17 protein-coding genes are annotated in these 20,013 nt (G+C 35.5%); 13 read left to right on the forward strand and 4 right to left on the reverse strand.

Going from position 1 to position 20,013, the window contains the following annotated elements; all coding sequences use genetic code 11:
- Nucleotides 1–11 precede the first annotated feature (11 nt).
- The 3 genes from KH286_RS03110 (at nucleotide 12) to KH286_RS03120 (ending at nucleotide 1,764) form a co-directional block, all read left to right on the forward strand.
- Nucleotides 12–389 carry a GerW family sporulation protein gene (locus tag KH286_RS03110; protein WP_004698027.1) on the forward strand — a complete coding sequence of 126 codons (378 nt, stop codon included), beginning with the start codon at nucleotides 12–14 and terminating at the stop codon, nucleotides 387–389.
- A gap of 280 nt (nucleotides 390–669) precedes the next feature.
- The gene (locus tag KH286_RS03115) at nucleotides 670–1,128 is read left to right on the forward strand and encodes an OmpH family outer membrane protein (RefSeq protein WP_004698051.1); all 459 of its coding nucleotides are present in this window, start codon (nucleotides 670–672) and stop codon (nucleotides 1,126–1,128) included.
- 108 nt (nucleotides 1,129–1,236) lie between these two features.
- Nucleotides 1,237–1,764: a nitroreductase family protein gene (locus KH286_RS03120; protein ID WP_195213402.1), complete on the forward strand. Its 528-nt coding sequence runs from the start codon at nucleotides 1,237–1,239 to the stop codon at nucleotides 1,762–1,764.
- 37 nt (nucleotides 1,765–1,801) lie between these two features.
- On the opposite strand, the gene KH286_RS03125 is transcribed toward KH286_RS03120, so the two are convergent.
- From KH286_RS03125 to KH286_RS03135, 3 genes are all read right to left on the reverse strand, one after another.
- The gene (locus KH286_RS03125; protein WP_155085745.1) at nucleotides 1,802–2,089 is read right to left on the reverse strand and encodes a cupin domain-containing protein; all 288 of its coding nucleotides are present in this window, start codon (nucleotides 2,087–2,089) and stop codon (nucleotides 1,802–1,804) included.
- Nucleotides 2,090–2,434: 345 nt separating this feature from the next.
- On the reverse strand, nucleotides 2,435–3,100 hold the full coding sequence (locus tag KH286_RS03130; RefSeq protein WP_278617597.1) for a hypothetical protein: 666 nt from the start codon (nucleotides 3,098–3,100) through the stop codon (nucleotides 2,435–2,437).
- Nucleotide 3,101: 1 nt separating this feature from the next.
- A complete protein-coding gene (locus KH286_RS03135) occupies nucleotides 3,102–4,058 on the reverse strand; it encodes a DUF1858 domain-containing protein (protein WP_278617598.1) in 957 nt (318 codons plus the stop codon).
- Nucleotides 4,059–4,452: 394 nt separating this feature from the next.
- Between KH286_RS03135 and sfsA the strand changes: the two genes are divergently transcribed.
- From sfsA to KH286_RS03175, 8 genes are all read left to right on the forward strand, one after another.
- The gene (sfsA, locus tag KH286_RS03140) at nucleotides 4,453–5,718 is read left to right on the forward strand and encodes a DNA/RNA nuclease SfsA (RefSeq protein ID WP_278617599.1); all 1,266 of its coding nucleotides are present in this window, start codon (nucleotides 4,453–4,455) and stop codon (nucleotides 5,716–5,718) included.
- Nucleotides 5,719–5,940: 222 nt separating this feature from the next.
- Nucleotides 5,941–6,747, forward strand: a complete 807-nt coding sequence (locus tag KH286_RS03145; RefSeq protein WP_278617600.1) for a hypothetical protein — start codon at nucleotides 5,941–5,943, stop codon at nucleotides 6,745–6,747.
- Nucleotides 6,748–6,899: 152 nt separating this feature from the next.
- Complete coding sequence (locus KH286_RS03150; protein WP_120055189.1) at nucleotides 6,900–9,821, forward strand: Eco57I restriction-modification methylase domain-containing protein; 2,922 nt, start codon at nucleotides 6,900–6,902, stop codon at nucleotides 9,819–9,821.
- A 1-nt stretch (nucleotide 9,822) separates the two neighbouring features.
- Nucleotides 9,823–11,619 (forward strand): HsdM family class I SAM-dependent methyltransferase, encoded by a 1,797-nt coding sequence (locus KH286_RS03155; protein ID WP_207798784.1) that lies wholly within the window; start codon nucleotides 9,823–9,825, stop codon nucleotides 11,617–11,619.
- A 45-nt stretch (nucleotides 11,620–11,664) separates the two neighbouring features.
- Nucleotides 11,665–12,777: a DUF262 domain-containing protein gene (locus KH286_RS03160; RefSeq protein ID WP_120055187.1), complete on the forward strand. Its 1,113-nt coding sequence runs from the start codon at nucleotides 11,665–11,667 to the stop codon at nucleotides 12,775–12,777.
- Complete coding sequence (locus KH286_RS03165) at nucleotides 12,764–13,426, forward strand: MAE_28990/MAE_18760 family HEPN-like nuclease (protein WP_120055185.1); 663 nt, start codon at nucleotides 12,764–12,766, stop codon at nucleotides 13,424–13,426. The genes KH286_RS03160 and KH286_RS03165 overlap by 14 nt, the downstream gene beginning before the upstream one ends.
- 100 nt (nucleotides 13,427–13,526) lie before the next feature.
- Nucleotides 13,527–15,995: a DNA gyrase subunit A gene (gene gyrA / locus KH286_RS03170; RefSeq protein ID WP_039965176.1), complete on the forward strand. Its 2,469-nt coding sequence runs from the start codon at nucleotides 13,527–13,529 to the stop codon at nucleotides 15,993–15,995.
- Between the two features lie 78 nt (nucleotides 15,996–16,073).
- A complete protein-coding gene (locus KH286_RS03175) occupies nucleotides 16,074–16,445 on the forward strand; it encodes a hypothetical protein (RefSeq protein ID WP_004694430.1) in 372 nt (123 codons plus the stop codon).
- Between the two features lie 449 nt (nucleotides 16,446–16,894).
- Here the strand turns inward: KH286_RS03175 and KH286_RS03180 are convergent, their stop codons facing one another.
- Nucleotides 16,895–18,250, reverse strand: coding sequence for an MFS transporter (locus KH286_RS03180; RefSeq protein ID WP_278617601.1), 1,356 nt, complete (start codon nucleotides 18,248–18,250; stop codon nucleotides 16,895–16,897).
- Nucleotides 18,251–18,352: 102 nt separating this feature from the next.
- Here KH286_RS03180 and KH286_RS03185 point away from each other — a divergent pair, with 102 nt between their 5' ends.
- Nucleotides 18,353–19,450: an ArsR/SmtB family transcription factor gene (locus KH286_RS03185; protein WP_278617602.1), complete on the forward strand. Its 1,098-nt coding sequence runs from the start codon at nucleotides 18,353–18,355 to the stop codon at nucleotides 19,448–19,450.
- Between the two features lie 112 nt (nucleotides 19,451–19,562).
- A complete protein-coding gene (locus KH286_RS03190; protein WP_004694437.1) occupies nucleotides 19,563–19,937 on the forward strand; it encodes a hypothetical protein in 375 nt (124 codons plus the stop codon).
- Nucleotides 19,938–20,013 lie beyond the last annotated feature (76 nt).

The following is a 20,013-nucleotide window of genomic DNA, read 5'->3' on the forward strand; positions in this document are numbered from 1 at the left end:
GAGGTACTGTGATGGAGAACAGTAATGTAAAAGAGAATTTGGAAGTCCTATTCGAGAAGTTTAAAAATATGATTAAAGTGGAAACTGTAGTTGGTGAAGCTGTGCAAATCGGCGATACTACACTCGTTCCATTTGTTGATGTAACCTTTGGCTTCGGTACTGGTACAAACCACTGCACAGCCAATAAAAGCCAAGAATCTGGCGGCGGTGGCGGTGGTGCCAAAATGGAACCAAGTGCAATCCTTGTTATTAAAGGTGACCGCATCGAATTGTTCAATATTAAGGGCAACCCTTACAGCAGCAGCTTTGATCGCCTTATCGGGTTGGTGCCTGATCTTGTATCTAAATTGAAATCCGATAAATACATCTATTTAAATGATGAACAATAATTCGGTGAATAATAAACCATTATTTGATGACAAATTATAAATAATTGGTGAAAGCCGAAATGCCCACATGTGTATTCTGAATATGTCTGTATCGACTGCTTTAAGGGTCTCAGAGTATGCTTGTGGGTATTATTTTAAGTTCTAATAACTTTCATAAGTAGTTCATAGGGTTTTATTATGCTATTTATCATAGTCTTGTGAAATTTAGCAAGATTTGCTATAGTAAAAATAGTACACTATTGGATTGTATAGTGACACTTTTAATCGAGGAGGATTTCAGATGAAATTATCTAAAAAATTGACTACCTTAGCTATCGTTGGTGCTATGTCTGCTACTGCTGCAGTAGCAAGTGCTGCTAACATTGGCTTAGTAAATATGAGCCAAGTAGTAAATAGCTACCCTGGCTATGGTGCATTAGATATGAAAATGCAACAAGTAGACGCTCAATACCGTCCACAAATTGAAAAAAAAGTACAAGAAATTGAAAAGATTAAAGACTCTGCACAAGCAGAAGCAGAATTCAACAAAACTGTAGCTCCATTGCTTCAAAAAGAAAACGAAGAAATCAATAAAATTGCTCAACCTATGATGCAAGCAATTCATAACACTGTTGAAGCTATCCGTGTTGAAAAACAAATGGACGTAGTATTGGATGATCCATACACAATTCGTGCTGCTGACGCAAACAGCAAAATCGAAAACATTACTAACGAAGTAATTAGCCGTCTTAAAAAATAATAAGCACAAAACCCCCTAACTGAGTAATCAGATAGGGGGTTATTTATTATATAAGATACTTACTGTTTAAAATATATTTTGATAAATCCGATAAAGGAGTGAGATCTAATGAAAGAATTTAAAGCATTAGCCACAGAGCGGTATTCGGTTCGAAAATTCGATACTCGACCAGTGGAGCAAGAGAAGGTTGATATTTTGTTAGAAGTAGCTAGATTAGCACCTACGGCTCATAACTACCAGCCGCAAAGACTGCTTGTATTAAATACTGAAGAGAGCTTAAACAAATTAAAAGGCTGCACAAATGGTCACTTTAATGCACCGTTGGCAATCATTGTTTGTTACGATAATACGGTGAGCTGGAAGCGGGAATACGACGATGAAGACTTAGGCGTTGTAGATGCCAGCATTGTAGGCTCTCACATTATATTTACCGTAGCCGATATCGGTTTAGGCACAACGTGGATTGCTCACTTTGATCCTGCTAAAGTGCGGGAAGCTTATGCTTTGCCTGATAATATCATTCCTGTAGCCATCTTCCCAATTGGTTACCCTCATTCAGACTGTGTTCCTGCACCAGGTCATACGAAACGCTTTGATGTGGGGGAATTTACAACTTATAACTCCTTCACCATATAAAAAGGACAGTTGCTTGTATCAACTGTCCTTTGGTATTTTATTCAGGTTTGTGAATGAGGTTTACAACGAATTCGCTGTCTTCTACAAGTGTTGCTTGGATGTAGTTATCGCCGTTGAATTCCAATACTTGACCTGGTACGAGTACATGTTCTTCAGTTTCGTTAAGAAGTACTTGTACTTTACCTTTTACTACTGTAAAAATGACATTAGCTTCTGGGTGGTTGTGTTTTTCCACCTTTTCACCAGCTTTGCCGCCTTTTTTTACGATTACATAGTTAGGACCTTGGAATAATAAACCTAATTCTTGATTAACTGTGCCTGCCATAATAGACCTCCTAATTCTAGCTTTTTATGTTCTGAAAGCTTACGCTAACACTTAATTTTACATTGTGTAATTACCTTATGATTATATTATAAATGATATTGCTTATCAATGCTGTGCCTATAGCTACAGTTTTGAAAAAATATGTTACATTCAACATTGTATGCTTTTTTTACCTATATTGAGTAAAATAGGGTGGAGTAAATGTTGGTAGATTGGATATATAAAGATTAATTAAATATACAACGATATATTTACTATATAAAAAACGAACGTAACATGTTACGTTCGTTTTTTCGTCCATTTTCATCCGTTTATATTTTCTTAATCAAACGAACTGTTATGGATTTATTTTTTCTTAATTGTATATAAACGTATGCCGTTTTCTTCAGTCGTTACAAGTTCAAAGGCTGGATCGATAGCTTTTACAAAAGCTTCGAACCATGTTTGGTAGGCTAATGCCATGAATTTAGGGTCAACGCCCGCTGTACGCCAGTAGCCTGCTTGTAATCTGTGGTCGCCAACCCAGGTAAATTCATCTGGGCTTTCAGAAACCACTTGGTCACCACCATCGCAAGGCATGCCATTTACGTAGAAGTTTTGTAACGCATTGTAAATCGCTGGTGCAGTGTGTTCTTCAAGGTTATCTTGAGCCACAACGCCACATGCTTGGCCTTGTACTGCAAAGGCATCTAGAATAGCGGTTACTACGTGTACTGCTTCATCGCCGGAATTTGTGTCGAGCATATCTTTGATGAAAGCTGCTTCACGAACGGAAGCAATGTTGATTTGGTTAGCTAACCAGCCGTGAATATTGCCATGGTCGATGATATTTTCCAAGGGAATGCTTGGATTAATTGGCTCGCCGTATGTATCTACGGAGATGGAGTGTAGTTCCTCCGTCAAATCATCAACAACTTTAGAAGTTTTTTCTAAAATCAAATTTTCACGCTCAACGAGCAATTGAATTTTGCGATATAACCAGTAATGGATGTGACCTAAGAATGCGGACATATTAAGCTCCTTTTCGTGCTGTTTCTAATTTCTCTACTAAATCGTATACATTAAAACCGTGGATTTCTGCGGCTTGCCATAATGGCTCAGCTGTTGCAGATGGGCAACCTAAGCAGCCCATACCAATACCTTGTAATACAGGTACAACATGTGGGTAGGTTTCAACGATGTCGCGAATAATTGTGTCTGGAGTGATAGGGGAACCTGCTTCGAGACGTGGTGCTTCTACTTCAGGATCGTTACCTTGACCAGGCAAGAACACAGCTGGTTCTTCGGATTTGCTTTCAGCTGGAGCCCCTTCAAGGTCGCCCAATACAGCTACTTTGAAAGCCTCTAAACCAATGCGGTCGATGAATTCGCCCATGCGTTCGATTTGTGCGTTTTCTTTATAGTATGCGATGATTCGATCAACTAATGCAAGAGCTTCTTTTTCTGTTTTAACTTCTGCGATGAGGTCGCCGATGCGAGGATGCGCGCCGCCGCTACCGCCAGCGTATACATTCCAACCATCTACAGTACCGATAACGCCTACATCTTTCATGCGGCTTTCAGTACAAGAGTTTGGACAACCGGACACGCCGATCTTCATTTTACTTGGCATTTCAAGAGATAAATATTTGCGTTCAATTTGCATGCCAAGGTGTACGCTGTCTTGTTTAGCGCGTTTACAGAAGGTAGTACCTGGGCAGATTTTTACGCTGCGCACGCGGTTGGACACAGTGTACGCTGGCTCCATGCCAAGCATTTCCCATACTTTATCTACGTCTTCTGCTTTCAAATTCGTAATCATAATGCGTTGGCTGCCAGTTAATTTAAGAACAGCGCCGAACTCATTCGCTACGTCGATATATTTTTGTAATTGATCTGGTTGAATGAAACCTGCAGGAACGCGAGGTGTAATTGCATAACGGCGTTGACCGTTTTTTATGCGTTGTAAATTTGCTGCAATTTGTGCCATATTAAATCCTTTCTCGAGCCCTCTCTGCGGAGAATAGTGGCTAAAACTACTTAGTTAATCTATAAAATTCTTTATATATTAATTATTTACGCCCTAGGGTTTTGTGAAAGCTTCGCACATATATACGGACAAGTGGGATGAGATCAACTAGGCGATGCCTCATCAAAACCCGGCGTAATGATCAGTATGGGTATTTAGAATACTGACCCGACGCTCTTAGTATAAACCATTTTAACAAACAATAATGTAACTCAAGCTACAAAAATAGAACTTTTTTAATATTAATTATTGATTGTTTATTAACTATCATTATATACGATACTGTTTACAGATGAAACCCAAGGTTACATATCGTATAATAGACATATAGAATGTTCTTGATGTAGGAGAAACGATGAAAGTCCTTTACGATACTATTTTAAAAGCAACATATATAGGTCGCCCGAACCGTTTTGTGGTGACTTTAGATTTGAATGGTGAAAGTGTATTCGCTCATTTGCCAAATCCGGGCCGCATGTGGGAGCTCTTGTTTACGGGGGTAACGATGTACATCGTGCCTCACGACAAGCCGGATGCAAAGACGAAATATCGCGTGGTAGGCATCGAGCGCGATGGCGTTGTTATCATGCTCGATACAAACTACAGCAACGATGTGGCGCAACATTTGATTGAAAATAAACGTATCCCTGGTTGGGAGGAGTGGTGCGTAGTGAGACGGGAGTATACGGTTAAACTACACGGCACATCATCTCGCTTTGATTTGCTCCTCACCAATGATAAGGGGGATGAGTTTTTATTGGAGGTTAAGTCTTGTACCTTGTTCTCCAAGACGGGAGCCATGTTCCCTGATGCTATTACAGAGCGAGGCTGCAAGCACTTATTGCATCTGAAAGAATTACAAAATGAAGGCTACCACACGGGTGTTCTATTCCTCGTACAATGGGACCAAGCGCAGTGGTTCTTGCCAGATTATCATACGGATTTGGAATTTGCCAAAACCTTTAAAGAGGTGGCACCCTCATTAGATTGGAAAGCCGTTGCTGTGGCGTGGGATGAGACTTTCACCATGCCTACGGTGACACATGAATGTTCCTATCCTAGTTATATCCTCGACACAGAGGCTCATGATAGTGGCGTGTATGTGATGGTCATGCACCTTGATCACGATTTAGATCTCGAAATCGGTTCTAAAGGGATGATGCATTTCAAACCTGGTTACTATATGTACGTAGGCTCTGCGAAGGCAAATTTAACAAAACGCATTGAACGTCATAAAAGAAAACGTAAGAAAATGCATTGGCATCTAGATTACTTCCGCGGTCACTGTGCAATGATAGCGGGCTTGCCGATTCGTACTAGTGGGAGGCCGCAGGCTATGACAATTTCTGCTCAGGAATGGGGTAAAGGTAAACTCTCTGACGATGCTCCGGCTGCTCGTGAAAGCACAGATGTAGATTTAACCAAAATTGACGTAGAATGTGCTCTTGCTGATGCGGTGCGAGCTATTGCGGAATGGAATGTACCGAACTTTGGGTGTAGCGACTGTGAATGCAATAGCCATCTATTCGGAATGAGTGAAAATCCGATACACAATAAAAAATTTATGAACGTAATAGAAAATTACAGGATGAATATGCTAGATGAACTAGTTAATAGGTAATTATTATTGATGGGGCCCGAGAACTATATACGTAATTAATTAAAAAGTGCTATTACCTATCTCTTCGCTCCATAGTGACCTAAGTCGCTCATCAATAGGTAATAGCACTTTTTAAAACACTAGCTATAGAGGTGTCCCATCAATAATAATATAGTCCTATCCATAGTTATCCTAGCATATTCATTCTATAGTTTCTACATAGAGAGAGGGGAGGTTTTGTGTATGAGGTTGTTTGTTAAGTTTGTGTTGTTAGGTATCGTTGGTGTTTGTAGTGTTGTGTTGAGTGGTTGTTCTTTCATTTGGACGACGGAGAATGGTGATCCTGCTACACCAGAGGATATCAAGTCTAGCGTGGAGAAAGAGTTCTCAGTTGTGCATCCGAATCTTGTTCTTCAGTCATCTGTGGTGGAGAAGGAGAAGCCATTCCAGCGAAATGTGTATGTGTTTTATGATGAAAGTAATGGTATTTCTTTTACTACAAATTCTGTAGTCAAGCGGCCAACATTGCCGGCCCCTGGTGGCGAGCGAAAAAATGATGCGGATTTTGCGTATTCACAAGCGTATTTAGTTCATTTGAATGGTTCGTTAGTGGAACGTGCTAAGCAGTATGGCATGCGGATGGCGACGCACGAGGAAGCCTTGGAGCTAGCTAAGTCTAAAGCGACACGTGTAGCAGGTACTAATAAGATATCTCTATTCACATATGATGAGATTATCTTTGTAGACGAATCTGTAAAGGGTGGAGATATTCTAACCTTTATGAAATCTATATATAGCCTGTATAAACCGCAAGACAACCCAGCGTTATTGCACCCTCGTTCTGATAGAAGCGTAGGCTTTTATTATCTACCAAAAGGAGAAGCGGACAAAACAAAAGCTAAGTATTTAATCGCCTTTCGATTTATGGCAAAAAATGATTGGAAAGAAACCATGCTAACAGGTATTGGTAGTACTGGTAACGACACTTCGGCTGTAGAACGAGATTTTGTTAGCATTTTAGATCATATGATACAACATGCGGCTCATTAATTGTATAATTATGATGACTATATTATTGAATAAATATTATCTAGGATGTAGATAGATATAAATTATAAAGTAAGAGATTGTAAGTATTTTTTAGGTTGGCTAAAGATAATTGGGAAGTTAGTGTTAAGTTTTATATTTGGTTGAGGTAATTTATGAATGACTTATATCCTATATATAAGATAGAAAAACTAAAGGCTGATTTTGATAGTTATATTGAAAGTCAAAATTCTTATATTAGTGAAGAAAAAATTAGAAGTGGGTATATAAATAAATTACTTGAGATTTTAGGTTGGAATATTTCTAACCCTAATGAAGTTGTAGAAGAATTAATATTACAGGGATTGGCAGAAGATAAATTAAATTTTATAAATAGTAAACATCGTAGACCTGACTATTTACTTTGTAAAGATGGTATAGGGCGTCTTTTTATTGAAGCTAAGAGTAGTGATGTTAATTTCAAAGATAGCTATGAAATAGCTTTTCAAATCAGGTCATACTCTTGGTCTAAAGGATTACCGATAGGGATCGTAACAAATTTCCGCGAGTTTTGTGTTTATGATACAAGTTTTGAACCTCATATTAATCAGGATCCACAATATAGGACAATATTATTTACTATTGATGATTTAATTAATGAGTATGATAGGTATTCAAGATACCTTTCCAAGAACTTTATTTATAATTCTTTTTCTGATCTAGAATATTTATTTAGTGATAAAAAAGTAGGTAATTTATATCGTACTTTAGATGAAAGTTTTTTTATATTATTAGATCGATTTCGTGTCAAACTTGGAGAAGGTATATATAAAAATACTCCAGATATAAGTAATACGAAGCTTAATTATTATGTACAGATAATAATTAATAGAATTTTATTTATTAGAATACTAGAGGATTTAAATATTGAGGTTAGGGGCACTCTTTACTCTTTTTTATCATGTAAAAATTTCTGGGTTGAATTTGTAGATAAAGCAAATACTGATTATTATGAAAAGTATGATGGGGCAATTTTTTCAGAAGTCTTGCCAGCATTTAAGTTAGATAATGCTTTATTTGAGGATTTTATACAGGCTATTACTATTGATAGCCCATATAGATTTGATGTTATAAAATCAGAATTCTTAGCTGAAATATATGATGTTTTTCTTGGCAAACAACTTTGTATAAATGATGGAGTTGTGACTAGTCTGTTTTCGGCCTTAAGTCCTGAGGGCACTGTACCAACTCCTTCGGTTTTGTCTAAATATATATGTGATAAGACAATTCTTTTAGATAATGTAACTAAATTAAAAGAATTATTTGATATAAAGATATTGGATCCTTGTGTGGGAAGTGGAACATTTATATTATCTTCTATGGATAAATTAGTAGAAAAATATAAGGCGATTACAAACTATAAAACGGTCACTGTTGAGGATGTTAAACTTATAATACAAAATTGTCTTTATGGTATTGATATTAATTTAACTGCATTAGAAGTCTTAAAGATGACAATTGCGTTAAAATTAGTCACTAGCGGATATGTAATTACTGAACCATTTAAGCAGATTCTTAGCAATATATCTCAAAATTTTTGTCTTGGAAATACGATAGTTGATGAATTGGCGCAGTTACCTACTGAAGAATTGATAGATCAAATTCCTACAAATATTGAAGCGTTATTTCCTGATGTTATGAAAAGCGGTGGTTTTAGCTATCTTGTTACAAACCCACCTTATGTTGAGCCAAAGCATTTTAAAAAGCTTTGGCCCGAGACTTGGAAATATCTTAAAGAGAATTATAACCTGTCAGATAAACTCGATTTATCTATGTTTTTTGTAAAGAGATTTTATTGCTTATTAGCCCAAAATGGGAGGGCTGGATTTATTATCCAAAAAAGATTCTTCAAAACAAAGTATGGCGCTGCAATTAGAGAGTTTTTAAAAGAAAATGGATGTTTAACCGAAATTCATGAATTTCAAGCTAATAAATTATTTAAAAGCCGACTAACGTATATAGCTTGCTTAATTTCTGATATGGATAGGGTAAAAGAGTCAGTAGAATACTATTATCACTCAGGAGAAGTGAATAAAGAGAGAAATAATATTGAAGATATTTTACTTGATGAATCAAAGATGGTTATTGTCGATAATGATAATTTAGATAAGTCTAATTGGTCTTATAAGGAATTCTTTTTTTTCGATAAATGGTGTAAAGGTGAACATCTAATAGAGCTTAAAGATATAGGCAATATAAATATTGGTGTAGGCCCACAGGTTTTGGATTCTAAATTTTATTTCCTCTCTAAAATTGATCAGATTTCAGATAATCTTATAAGATGTAAAAATCGAAGAGATGAAGAAGTGATTATAGAAACCGGTCTCTTAAAGCCATTATATAGAAATGAGCATCCCCAGCCATTTCTGATTGATGAACAATTTAGTGTTTTTATATTATTTCCTTATGATAAGTTTGGTAAATTGATACCTTTAGAGTCAATAAAAGTTAATTATCCATATGGATATAAGTATCTTAACCATATAGATCTTTATAGTAAGACCGCTCGTGTAGATAATAAAAATGAATTTTATCGATATACAAGAGAAACTAAACTAAATTCTTTTGCTCGGCCAAAAGTTTTTGTACCTATGACCGGTCGTAATGTTATTGCATCATTTACTTCTGGGTGCGTTTTTGGAGATAATTCAAATATAAGTACTATAATGGATCAGAATGATGATGAACAATATTTAAAAGCATTATGTGTTATATTAAATTCAGAGATATTTAACTCTTTTGCATATATTTATGCTGCAGAAGCTTCTGATGGATATCTAAAAATGAATAAACAATTTTTAGAGAAGGTTCCAATCCCTAAATTGAAGTATGAGGATATCAATTTATTGGCAAGTAATTTTGATGAAATCATTAAATCAATTGAGTTGTTAAAAGGCTCTGTAGGAGATAAGTTCATTTATCATAGAAATCGATTAGATAAAATATTGGAGAGCATTAATAGGAAAATTAATTATCTTTATAAGATATCAGAAGAAGATATTCGTTTCATAAGATTATTAATAGAGGAAGGACTCTAATTTGTTAAGACAGATTTTATTAAAATATTTGGAGCGAAAAAATATAACGCCAAATGATAAGTTCTTAAAAAAAATGAATCAAATTATAGATTCATTGATAGATTGTGATATTAATATCAACGGAATGATTGGCAAGGAATATGATACCGTAGAAGAAATGGCGTATTCTTTGAATAATTTATTCTCATCTGACTGTAAGAAAAGAAATGGAGTCTATTTTACACCTTTAACCACTACAAAGCTTATGGCTGAGCAAGTTTTATTAGAAAATAATATAAGAAGGCCATTTATTTTAGATCCTGCGGTTGGTAGTGGAATACTATTGATTCGGTTAGCACGAGAGCTTATCAAAAAAAAAGATTTAAATATTAAGATAATTATTGAGAAATATCTTTATGGCATTGATAAGTTAAAAGAGAATGTTGAAGTTTGTAAATTAATGTTACTATTATTAGCATTTGAGATTAATCAATCTGTACCAGATAGAATTAATATTCTCTGCATGAATTCATTAAGTATTGATTTTGATAACTTAAAGGATACGATAGGGGTTGATAAGTTTGATATTATAATTTCTAATCCTCCTTATATCGGATCAAAATTAATTGACCAGGAATCCAAAGCTTTATTAAAAAGATTCTCTGATACTGTTTATGGGAATCCTGATATTTATATAGTGTTTTTTGAGATAGCTATACGGATGATAAAGCCTGGAGGAGTGTGCTGCTTTATAACTCCAAACTCATTCTTTAGAAGTTTAAATGGTAAAAAATTGAGAAAATATTTGATTAATCAGACGAGTGAAATCAAATTAATAGACTTTGAGGGGAGTCTTGTATTTGATAAGGTTTTACATTACTCAGCTATTACAATTTTCAGAAAAAAAATAAAATCTGGAGAAATTAATAGAATTCAATTTCTTACAAATTATTCAGAGGATTCGATAAAAGACGATTTTAATTGGGAATATATTGATCCTACAGATTCTTGGCAGTTATTGTCGGGACAAGATGAAATCATTGTAAATAAGCTAGAGAATAAATTCAGTTTTAAGTTAAATGACTTTAGTTTTAAAAATGGTGTAGCCACTCAAAGAAATAATATTTATATGTTTTCATATACGTATCAAGATAACAAATATTATTATTTTATGAAAGATGATTATGAGTATAAAGTTGAGAAATTAATAACTAGACCTTGTGTCTTGCCTAATATAAAGAAACAGGACCCAAACTTAAGAATTATATTTCCATATAAGTACAATAGTGTTACACAAACAGTATGTTCAATAACACCAGATCAAATGCGCGAGCAATTTCCTTATGCATTAGAGTATCTTGAAGTATTTAAAGATGAATTATCTTTAAGAAAAGTAGATAGTAAAATGGAGTATTGGTATTTATATGGACGCTCTCAAGGTTTAAACCAATATGGACCAAGATTATATTTACCATATATTTCAGGGCAGTTATCAACTCATTTATCTAATAGTGATGATGAAGTGTTTGCAGCAGGATATGCTATTTTCCATGAAAATTATAAAGTTTTATTAGCAATAGGTAGACTATTGGAATCTAAATTATTTCATTTTTATATAAGTAGAGTTTCAAAACCATATAGTAGTGGATATTACTCTACTGCAAAGAATATGATAAAAAACTTTTCGGTTCCTGATATTGAAATTTTAAAAACAATAGATAACACATCTATTACTGATGAAGTAATTTATAACTTATATGGACTCACCCAATCTGAAACTATTTTTTTAGAAGCTGAGCTTTTGAAATTAGATAATTAAACTTAATTGTTATGTATAAGTTTGTATTAAGGAGTATGTGCTATTATGAGCCTTCAAGATGAAATTATTGAAAAATCAAGTAAAATATATAGAGATTCATATCAGATGTCAATAGGAGAGCTTATAAATCTATATAGAGATGGTGAGATGGATATACATCCAGAATTTCAAAGAGTTTTTCGGTGGAGTGATGCTCAGAAAACGAGACTGATAGAATCCATAATGTTGAATATACCGATACCATCAATCTTTGTAAGTCAAAATGAGCAAGGAGTTTGGGATGTTATTGATGGTGTTCAACGACTATCTACTATTTTTCAATTTGTTGGTTTTTTTAAAGATGATGCTGGAGTGAAACTTGCTCCTTTAAAACTACTTAAAACTGATTACTTGCCATCTTTTGAAGATATGTTATGGGATAATAAGGAGAACCCTGAAAAATCATTTAATAAGGAACAACAATTAGCATTTAAACGATCAAGAATAGATGTTATTATTGTGAAAAAAGAGAGTGACCCTAATACTAAATATGAGCTATTTCAACGCTTAAATACAGGTGGCACAAGTCTATCTGATCAAGAGGTTAGAAACTGCTTGATAATAATGACGAATCGCGATTTTTATTCATTTTTAATTGGATTATCTAAGAATAATGATTTTAATACTTGTGTAAACATAAGTAATCGTAAGGAAGATGAACAGTTTAAGCTTGAATTGATTTTACGATTATTGATTGCACAATATATTGATTTCAATACATTAGATAGATATTTAGATCTAAAAGAGCTACTTGATAAGGAAACAATTAATTTGGTAAATCAGATAGCTAGTGAAACATATGAAGATATTAAAATAAGATTTGATAAAACGTTCAAAATTTTAAATGAAATACTAGAAGATGATTCGTTTAGAAAGTATAGTGAGGATAGACATAGAGGAGCTTTTTTAGTATCTGCATTTCAGTGTATTGCAACTGGGATTTTTTATAACTTAGACATGGTAGAAGACATGCCACAAGATCATATTAGAGATATAATTAGATCTATATATACTAATGATGAATATATTGCAAATACTCAAAGTGGTTCACGAGCTATACCGAGATTTAAGGCATTAACTTTATTGGGGAGAGGAATCTTTAGAAATGAAGATTGTTGATTTAGATGCCTTAATAGATAAAATTGACTCGGAGCTATCTTGGCGGAAAAAGGAGTTAAGTGCTCTAAAGTTTAATGTTGAGGAATCTAGAAATTTTATTGAAGCTGAGCAGAGTCGTTTTATTAGAATGGGCCTTGCTATGTTATATGCACATTGGGAAGGTGCAATTAAGTCTTTAGCTGAATATTATTTAAATTATGTTGCTAATCAACATCTTTATTATAAAGAATTAAAAGATAGTTTTTTAGCAATAACAATGAAGCACGAATTTGTACAATTTGATGCAAGTCAAAAAGCATCATTACATAACCAATTTGTAAGGAGTATATTTTTAAAGCAAGAAGAGCAATCTAAGATACCTTACAAAAACGTTATTAAAACTAATAGTAACTTAAAAATAGAAATTTTTAAGGAAATTGCTGCTTGTTTATCACTGGACTCTACAGAATATGAGTTAAAAGGAAATATTATAAATGAGCGACTATTAGAAAATAGAAATAAAGTTGCTCATGGAGAGCGTATAGAGCGTTTGTCAGGTGTTTCTAGCATCTCAGAATACGTAGAATTACATAATCTAGTTTCTGATTTAATTTTTAAGTTTTCTGAGGATATTAAAACTGCAGCTAAGTTAGAGCAATATAAAAAATAATGAACGTATAGATGCTTTCATAAAATATAGCTTTAAACCCTTAAAAATGCTATAATTATATGATGAATTAGTATCAGTGTTAGTAAAATGAGGTGAGATTGTGGCAGACCAACAATGGTCCCACGGGAATATTCATCCCGTTCAGATTGATAAAGAAATGAAGAATGCGTACATCGATTATGCAATGTCCGTAATCGTTATGCGTGCGCTTCCAGATGTGCGCGATGGCTTGAAACCAGTACATCGTCGTATTTTGTACGCGATGCACGAAACAGGCATGACGCCAAATAAACCGTACAAGAAATCCGCTCGTATCGTCGGTGACGTACTCGGTAAGTATCATCCACATGGGGATAGCTCCGTTTACGACGCGACGGTTCGTTTGGCGCAGGATTTCAATACCCGTTACCTGTTGGTGGACGGCCACGGTAACTTTGGCTCTATCGACGGCGATAGTGCCGCTGCGATGCGTTATACCGAAGTACGTATGGCGAAGATTACAACGGAAATGCTTGCCGATATCGACAAGGAAACTGTTGATTTCATGCCGAACTATGATGAAAGCTTGCAAGAACCAACTGTATTGCCAGCGAAGATTCCTAATCTTCTCATCAATGGTTCCAGCGGTATCGCCGTAGGGATGGCGACAAATATTCCACCACATAACCTCAACGAGGTATGTAATGGCCTAGCGATGCTCATCGACAATCCGGATGTGACTGTAGATGAATTGATGACCGCTATTAAAGGTCCAGACTTCCCGACTGGAGCGCTCATTTTGGGCCGAGAAGGCATCAAAAAAGCGTATTCTACAGGTCGTGGTAGCGTTAAAATGCGTGCTCGTGCGACCATCGAAGAGATGTCTAAGGGCAAGCATAAAATCGTAGTGACTGAGATTCCGTACCAAGTGAATAAGGCTCGTGTTATCGAAACCATTGCGAACTTGAGCCGTGACAAGGTCATCGATGGCATCACAGCACTTCGCGATGAATCTGACCGTCAAGGTATGCGCATCGTTATCGAATTGCGCGCTGATGTTCAACCAGATATCGTACTCAACAAATTATATAAACACACTCAACTTCAAGAAACATTCGGCGTGATTATGCTAGCTCTCGTAGATGGACATCCTCGTGTATTGAATTTGAAAGAAGTATTGGGTTACTACCTAGATCATCGTCTAGATGTTATCGTACGCCGTACTCAATTCGAGCTTAACAAAGCCGAAGCACGTGCTCATATCTTGGAAGGCTTGTTGATTGCCCTCGACCACATCGATGAAGTAATTGCTACAATCCGCAGTTCTCAAACTGACGAAATTGCACGCAATGCATTAATGCAAAAATTCGGGCTTTCAGAGAAACAAGCGGTAGCCATCCTCGATATGCGTTTACGCCGTTTAACAGGCTTGGAACGCGAGAAAATCGAAGAGGAATACAAGGAATTATTGGCATTGATCGAAGATTTGAAAGCTATCTTGGCTAGCGAAGCGCGTCAACGTCAAATCATCAAAGACGAACTCGATGATATGAAGAAGAAATACGGCGACCCTCGTCGTTCTGAAATCACCATCGACACATCCGACCTTGATGTAGAAGACCTCATCGCTGACGAAGAGATGGTGATTACCTTGACTAAGCAAGGTTATATCAAACGGATGAACGCGAACGTATATCGCAACCAACATAAAGGCGGCGCTGGCGTTATCGGCATGAAGACGAAGGAAGATGATTATGTAACGCAAATTATGCATGTGCGGACCCATAATACATTGTTATTCTTCACATCTACAGGCCGTGCATATCGCCTCAAGGCATACGAAGTGCCGGAAGCAGGCTCTCGTAACTCTCGCGGTACCGCTATGGTTAACGTATTGCCACTCGCGGTAGGCGAATCCGTTACGACTATGATCGATCTTGAACGGGTTCATGAAGATGTAAATTTATTCATGGTCACTGAGTTCGGCGTTGTAAAACGTACGGCTATTGAAGAATACCGTAATATCCGTCGTTCTGGCCTCAATGCAATTAATCTCGACGAAGGCGATCGTTTGATTTCCGTTAACGTAACGACTGGCAACCAAGATATCTTGATTGGCACTAAGTTGGGTATCGCTATTCGCTTCAGCGAACATGATGTGCGCCTCATGAAACGGGCAGCTCACGGCGTGCGCGGCATTAAACTCAATGCAGGCGACGTGGTTGTAGGTGCTGGTGTTCTTAATACTGATGAAAGTGAAGCACAAGTGTTTACTATCTCTGAAGAAGGTTTTGGTAAACGTAATGATGCGGAAGCTTACACATTACAAAAACGCGGTGGTAAAGGCTCTAAGAACTTCAAGATTACGAACAAAACCGGCGATGTAGTAGCCGTAGAGGTTGTTCATAATGATGATGAAGTTATGCTTATTTCTGAGCAAGGCAAAATCATCCGCTTCAATATGAATGACATCGCTGTGAAGAAGGGCAAAGCTATCTCTGGTGTGAAAACACAAAATCTCGACGAAGGTGATAAGGTAGCTAGTATTGCTGTTATTCCAGGCGCTGAAATCGAAGAAGAAGTAGAATAATATAAAACACTATATAACTATTAAGTAACCATGGGCGACCATCTTAGATGGTCGCCTCTAGTGTTGAGGAGTTTAAAAATGAAAAAATGGTTAGCTGCTATGTTTGCAGCAGGGGTTTTCTTTGTAGGTGGCTTTGGTCAAGCTAGTGCTGCTGACTGGTACTATATCGATGCTGATGCTGACGATGCGGCATGGTTTATTGACAACTCTTCTGTATATAAAACAGATGATGCGGCTACAGTACTTGTTAAAATTAACAATGTTGAAGGCTTTACATATATCTACACAGTTCGAATCGATCGTAAAGAAAAAACATGGACAGAACTTGATACAACAGTATATAGCAATGCTGGTATAGCATTGCTATCCAGTAAAGAAGCACAAAAACCTACGAAAATTGAACCAGATACCATGGGGGCGGAAGTTATGCAGGCCCTATGGGGGAAATAATCCAACAATTTAATAGAAGCTGATATTCGCTCTGTCTATTTAGATACTCAGAACGTATAAGTAGCCCCGAACTATCCTGAAAGCCTCCATAGTGACCTAAGTCGGTTCCAGAATAGTTCGGGGCTTTTTATATCATTAGTACTCTTACAGGGCGAATATCAGCTTTCAAATCCGTTGGATTATTTAATTCCATTAGGGGCCTTGCTAGACTTCCTAGGGAGAAAAAGTGAGCTAAGTCGTTTTCAGAGTAGTTCGAGGTTTTCTATATCATTAGTACTCTTACAGGGCGAATATCCATATTCAATCGTGTTAGATTCATTTTTTCCATACAGAGGGAATATTCCAAGGTGAGTGTGCTTTTGTTTTAGGTAGGTGTGTTATTGAATAGATATGACAAAGAGGCTGTAATTAAAACTAAGTTTTAATTACAGCCTCTGGATTAGATTGTATTAACTATTATGATGGGAAAATTTAATTACTTCTTTTAAGCTTATAATAACCAGAATTAGTGTAATTCCCCAACCAATTCGAGTTGCTAATAATAAATCATTTGACCAAAGATTTAAGCAAGTTGCACCAACAGCTGAACCGATTGAAATCGCAACATTTTGCAGCATTCGCTGCAAAGCTCCTGTACTTCCTTGGATTTCCATAGGACTGGCTTGCATAATACTGGCAATATTAGCAGGTTGAAAGTATCCTCCACCAATACCGTAGATGAATAATCCTAATGTTAAGAGTTGATAAGGCCAGTTAGGATTGATTAGTAAGAGAAAAATCAAGGATATGAGAATAATACTTAGACCAATATGGCTGAATAGCTTATTTTTATTGCCGTTATTGATTTTACTGGATATTCTTGAAAAAAGTACCAGCCCTGTAGGAGCTCCTAGAACAAGAAATCCAGTTTGCCCAATTTCTAGATGATATGATTGTTCAAAAATGAAGGGGGGAAGTAAAAAGATCATTGCGGAGGTAAAACCGAAAGTAACTGTTTGAAAGAGGTAAGAGATTACTTGAGGATTATTTTTTAATCCTTTGATATCGATAAGCGCGTGTTTGTTATTAAGTTCCACATAGTAAAATATAATTCCGAGCAACAAGCTGGATAGTATCAGGATTATACCAATTACAAATAGATGTGATTTGTTTAATAAAGATAATCCTAATAAGAGAGAAACTAACATGAGAGTGTTTATAGTAATTCCAAGCATATCTAATTGTCGTTTGTTGTTTTTTTCGGAGAGTTTATTGAGAAGGAAATTATTACATGCAATTCCGAGAATTACAAAAGGAATATTTATTAAAAAAATAAGTTGCCAGAAACTTAAAGAAAGTATAATCCCGCCTAAAGAAGGCCCTAGGATGGGGCCTAGACCAATCATAATTCCTAGGATACCAATAGAGCTATTTTTACGTTTTTCAGACACTAAAGTTGTAATTAGTGCGGCAGAAGTAGCTTGTAAAGCAGCGGCTCCTATGCCTTGAAAAATTCGTCCAATAATCAATAAACTGATATTGTTAATTAAGCCACAAAATAAAGAACTTAGACCAAAAAGCACGAATCCTAAATACGAAATTTTTAATTTTCCAAATTTATCGCTTAATACGCCTAAAGGTAGGATAGAGATAGCTAAAGCTAAAGTATAACCAGTTATTGTGAAGGCTGCAATATCAGTTGAAGTTTGAAACTGTTCTTTTAAAAAGGGTAATGCTATATTGATAATTCCTGTATCAAGAGTGGATAATAACATTCCCATACCTGCAACAATTGTTATGAGTAAATCTTGCAATTGTTTATTCATAAAAATTTCTCCTTTTTTTTAAAACTATTAAGTATAATATAATAAGTCTAAAGTCTATAATCAAACGATTCAAAAAATATCGAATCGTTCAGGAGGATGTTTATGGCTATTAGAATTCGGTTTAGCGATTATGCTTTGAAAACAAATGAAACGTTGATACAAAGAATACAATTTGTGTATTCCCCTCTAAACGAACTTTTTAGAAGTTTACATGTTCTTCTAAATCCTCGCCATCATGGAACTAATATTGACTGGGTGATTGAGATACAAGATAAACTTACTGAAGAATTTTATGAGAATCTTCATTATTTCCAACTTTTTTATGAACTTGGGGTCTCTCCTATTTTGCTTTGTAATTTTCGCTCTCATATGACAACGATTGAAGAGGAAATACAAAATTTAAAGGAATTTCTTGCTAATTATTCGACTATTCGATTAATTGAGTATTTGGAGAGAATAGTAGATGATAGAGAAAATGCCTTTATTCCAACATTAGCTAAAGGACTAGAGTGGAAAGATTTTTCTTTAAATGAAAATGATCAATTGCTTAAAGATTTGAGACGAAATGCTACAAGTGTTTACAGGAGACTTTTTTCTTTTATTGATTGGTATAGAAAATCAATTTTTGATGATACTTGGAAAGAAAAATCAATTGAGCAAAAGCTTTTAATTGAAATACAAAAGCAATCTTCATTTTTGAGGGAAAAAGGTTTTATAGAGATGTTTAATCATTTACAAATTGATCGAATCCATTGGGAAAAAGATGTCTTATCCATTATTAAACCTTTTGACCAAGAGATTCATTTAAAGGATAGCGATTCTATTATGTTGTTACCAAGCTATTTTATTTGGCCACATCTGTTTGTTGAACCTTTTAATCAAGGAATTGCTGTTACTTATGATATTATGGAGCAACCAAGTTACTATAACTCCACGCCGGAGGAATTAGTTACTATTTTTAAAGCGTTGAGTGATTCAGTGCGGCTACAAATTATGAACTATGTTTTGGAGAAACCATGTACGACGCAGTCTTTAGCACAAATTTTATTAATGACTGATTCAAGTGTATCGAGACACTTACAAATTTTAAAAGATGCAAAGTTATTGAAAGCAAGAAAAGTGAAGAAGTTTGTTTTATATGAACCGACAGAGTTAGTTACTCAACTTATGCCGAATTTCTATCGCTTCTTTCGAAATTAAGAGAAGATGAATTACCATGTTGTGGGTTGATAGAGATAGTTTTCATATAACATTTAGTTTTCCCTTATATACTAGTTTGTATATTTTTATATTTTCTTTGAGAGGTATTAATATGAAAAAAACATTGGCAGCTGTTTTGGCAGCAGGCGCATTATTAATCGGCGGTATTGGTAGTGTTGATGCGGCTAATTGGTATACAGTAGGCACTGATAGTAATGGTGTTACTTGGTCTATCGACAATGATTCCGTTAAAAAAGATGATAAAAAAGCGGTAATGGACATTAAAGCTATGGACTATGAAGGTTACCACTACATCGTGACTGAAGAGTTCAATCATAAAAAACGGGAAGTTAAGGATCTTAAGGTGACTCTTTATAACCCACAAGGTTATGTTGTGAAAGAGGAACAAGTTAATAAAAATAGCCGTAAAGTTGAGCCAGGTACGCCTGCGTACGCTGTATTCCAACTTATTTGGGGCGGTAAATAATTGAATCCTACAGACGAGTACACTGTTGATTAGTTTAGGATTGTCTAGATTGAATGATTTTGTGAAAGCTTCACAC

Source organism: Veillonella parvula (genome assembly GCF_018378075.1).
In the GTDB taxonomy this organism is placed as follows: domain Bacteria; phylum Bacillota; class Negativicutes; order Veillonellales; family Veillonellaceae; genus Veillonella; species Veillonella parvula_K.